Source organism: Microbulbifer harenosus, from assembly GCF_005771435.1.
Lineage (GTDB): Bacteria > Pseudomonadota > Gammaproteobacteria > Pseudomonadales > Cellvibrionaceae > Microbulbifer > Microbulbifer harenosus.
The window spans coordinates 1-3,891 of record NZ_VANI01000032.1 but is presented as its reverse complement, the minus strand read 5'-3'; the positions used below and the strand labels follow the sequence as shown (position 1 = coordinate 3,891).

The 3,891-nt window shown below is 52.4% G+C and carries 4 protein-coding genes; all 4 read right to left on the bottom strand.

Annotated elements, in window-relative coordinates; translation table 11 throughout:
* Positions 1-1,139: group II intron reverse transcriptase/maturase (ltrA, locus tag FDY93_RS19050; RefSeq protein WP_171019042.1), on the bottom strand; the 1,139-nt coding region annotated here is incomplete at its 3' end.
* A gap of 740 nt (positions 1,140-1,879) precedes the next feature.
* On the bottom strand, positions 1,880-2,320 hold the full coding sequence (locus FDY93_RS19040; RefSeq protein ID WP_138237343.1) for a hypothetical protein: 441 nt from the start codon (positions 2,318-2,320) through the stop codon (positions 1,880-1,882).
* A 150-nt stretch (positions 2,321-2,470) separates the two neighbouring features.
* Complete coding sequence (locus tag FDY93_RS19035) at positions 2,471-2,821, bottom strand: hypothetical protein (protein WP_138237342.1); 351 nt, start codon at positions 2,819-2,821, stop codon at positions 2,471-2,473.
* Between the two features lie 132 nt (positions 2,822-2,953).
* A partial coding sequence (locus tag FDY93_RS19030; RefSeq protein ID WP_220446257.1) for a DUF3825 domain-containing protein occupies positions 2,954-3,891 on the bottom strand: 938 nt, incomplete at its 5' end.

Below are 3,891 nucleotides of genomic sequence, written 5' to 3'. Positions count from 1 at the left end.
CGGTTGAGACGTGTGACGAGCTGGAAAGTGGGTAGCGCGACGCCGCGCTTGATCAGGGTGCGGATCTTTCCTGCGAAGGCCCGGACCTTGTCCATGGCGGGCCGGGTCAGCAACTTGCCGTTGTACTTGCGCAGATTGCAGCCGAGGAAGTCGAACCCTTCGTTGATATGTGCAATGCGAGTCTTCTCTGGGGACAGGATGAGCCCGCGCTCGGCTAAGAAGGCTTCAAGGGCGGGGCGTACCTGCTGCTCCAGCAATTCCCGGCTTGCTCCGGTGATGACGATATCGTCCGCGTAGCGGATCACGTTGACACAGCTGCCGCTCTTGGGCACGACGGCCTCGATGGCGGCTTCCAGTCCATCCAGGGCCATGTTGGCCAGCAGCGGACTGATGATGCCGCCTTGCGGTGTACCGTCGTCGGTCTGGTGGTAGACGTGGCGATCGATATAGCCGCACTTCAGCCACTGCCGGAGCGGATGTTTATCCATGGGGATATGCGCCAGCAACCAGTCGTGGCTGAGGTGATCAAAGCAGCCCTTGATATCCGCATCCAATACCCATTCGGCACAGGTCCTGCGCGACAGGGCGATATAGCACTGCTGCAGGGCATCTGCGGTCGAGCGCTTGGGACGGAAGCCATAGGAGTGTCTATCGGCTGTCGTCTCTGCCCAGGGTTCCAGCGCAAGGCGCTGCAGTGCCTGGGCCGCGCGGTCGGCCATGGTGGGAATGCCCAGTGGGCGTACCTTGCCATTAGCTTTGGGGATGGAAATGCGGCGCAGCGGCTGGGCGCGATAGCCGCGTCGCTGCAGGAAGCGGAGTGCTTCGGGTCGATCTTGCGGCCACTGCCAGGTGGCGCCGTCGATACCGGGAGTCTTGCGGCCGCGATTGTGCATGACACGGTGTGCGGCCAGCAGTTTGCCAGCATGGGAGCCGGTGAGAAGCCGTTGCAGTGCGCGGGCTCTGTTGTAACGTTTGTCTTCAACCGCCTTCGCGATACGCCGCTGCAGCCGATAGACATGGTAACGGGCTGTCTCGATAGACATCGGTGGTCTATCGGTCTGGCTCGCCGTTCCCGCTGGGGGCGCACCGGCACTGGAACGCGGCCTGTCCGTTTCCGGGTGCTCCACGTACGCCGTCATTTGCTTTCCCCCACAAAATCGGTTCTCCAGCCTCTCTCGCGATGAGGCACCAACTGGACGTCTGCTCGCTTTCGCGCCGGGCAAAGTTGGAACCCGTATCCGCGCCATTACAGCGCGGCATTCGCTTCTTCCAGTCTCCTACACCCGCACCGCAATCGGCTCGCCTCACGGCTCGCTTTCCGGTTGCCCGGTACGATACGGGGTTATCGTGTTCCATATAAATCTCGGGATAGGTTAGGTCCTGCCCGTCCCCCGGTGGAGCGGCATCTACGTGGCAGGACGTTATAAACCCACCAGCCTGTCCACTTACCTTTTTGGTTAAAGCCTGTCAGCACCTTTGGCTTCTTGCGCGTAACGGGAGTGCAGCAGTTCACCTGGGTTGACCATACTATCCATTCCTAGCCCCTTACCGCCTCGATGCTGGCAGAGTTGAGAATGCCTCGCGGTTATTCTCTTCCGGGCAGAGCCCGCAGGTTACATTGTCCCGGCAGCTTCACACCCGGAAATTACTCTCCACGCATGTGCCGGTAGGAAACCGATGGTAGAACATCGGGTTACATCGTTCTGAGAAATAACCTCCTGTGATTTATCAGAGTGTGTAACAGAAATTTATACGACTTCACGTCGCAAGTAACGCCGCGCTCAGGGGCGGCTTACTTTGTGCGCTTTATGCGCGAAAATAGGAGCGAAGCGACTGCGCAGAAAGTGCACAAAGTAAGACGTCGCCTTGCAGCGCTTTGTTAGGCATGCCGACCTACGATGTACATATGATGGCCAACCGTACCACTTAACCACCACTCTTCGAGCTCTGGAAATTTTTCTATTAATTCGCGTACAACCTCATTGGGCGTATATTTCCAGCGAAAATTCAAGAATCTTTCTAGTAATGGCGGAAAGAGACTAAACCAGCATGAAAGTGACCCCCCGCGTCTTCTTTGTAGGCGGCCATTTTCATTCCATGGAGATTCATTTACGCCACATTTTTCGAAATTTACGACAAAGTATGGGCGCCAATATTTATCCCACTGGATTTCAAAAACATCCTCGCCACGATCTGTGCTTCTCTTGAAAATGACAAAATGTGGATCCGTTGATCGTGATCTTACAAAGCCTTTGGACTCAACCAAAGGAAAAAACACTTTTTTAAGTTCTTCATTTAGTGGCTTTGCTTTTGATGCCATGGATTGCCTAACGCCGCGAGCAGCGGCAGCTTGCTTTGTGCGCTTTATACGCGAAAATAGGAGCGAAGCGACTTGCGCATAAAGTGCACAAAGTAAGCTGTCCGGTGGAGGCCCGTAGGGCCGGAACGAACTGCCTCGCCTTGTTAACCATTACTTTACCGGTACTTTATAACTCTTTCCCTGGACCGAGTACTCGAGATAACTGCCGTTAGGCGCACCAAGTTCCCGCAATTTCCTCACAACTTTTGCGATGTTTTCATGAGGGGACTTTAGCTGGATATCTATTCCGACCCATTCTATATCACCTAATTCTGTAAGAGAGCTACCTCCGCCGGTAACCTCTCCTATTTCATTTTCTTGGAGAAAGTCATCTAGCGGGTCTTCGTACTTCTCTCCTCGATCAATCGGCATTATTGGCTCATTAATGTGAGCAAATACAAGTTCGGCACTTGCCGAAAATGAAAATAACGAAAATAGCAAAATCCCAAAAATATTTTTCATAGCTTGTTTCGTACCGGATGGTTAACGCCGCGCTCAGCCGCGGCTAACTTTGTGCGCTTTATGCGCGATAATGGGAGCGACAGCGACCGCGCATAAAGCGCACAAAGTTGGCCGTCGGCCTGCAGCGCTTTGTTAACTTTCACCCTCTGGATCATCAATGTCACTCTCAGTAAGGTCACCCGCATGTTGATTCCACGTGTCAATCATCCAAGGAGGCAATTGGTCGTGCCTTTTAACCGAAACGCGGGCATTGGCATAGGGCATATGGGGCTCCAGCACTGTACGCACCATAAGCATCTCCTCAGAAACTTGAATAGGAGCAACTAAGTCTGGAGCATTTGTAATATTTTCACGATCTCTAAGGTATAAAGGGACAATATAGTTCATGGCACCATAGTACCAATATGGCAATTGGAGCCCTCTATTTAAAGACCATTGAATTGCGCCGGATATTGCGCACATCTGAGCAACTGGTGGTGCTTGTAGAAGAAAATCGACTCGATCATCGTTGTCTCGCAGCATGTGATCATGCTGCATCACAATTTCTACACCTTTCGGTATTTCTGGACCCGCTGGTATAGCTGGTGGCACTGGTAGCTGGGGTGCGCGAATATGCGCACCAGCTTTTATAAGCTTCCAGGGCGATTTAGATGGGTCATCATTTTCAACAAAAACGAGATATAGTGGTGTTCCGTAACGAGTCTGAAGATTGCCGGCAGAAACGTAGAATTGATCTTCTGAAAATGTAACTCGCCCTTGCTCTATACTCCAAGCAATGTGAACTGCTAAATATTTTTCGAGAGCATGAAAATTATTTCCCCAATTTTCCGACAAGGCTTGTTCGGCAAGACTTTCAATAATTGGCCTAGGAATGAAAGCAAAATTACGGAGTCTTTGGACTACCTTATTCGTAAAGCCATTCCCCAAATCTGAAAGCAGCTTATCTAATTCGACCATTCTTGAATCCTTCGATAAGTTAACGCCCGCAGCAGGGGCGACCAATGCTATGCACTTTTTGTGCGAAACTGGGAGCGCAGCGACCCGCACAAAAAGTGCATAGCGTTGGGCGT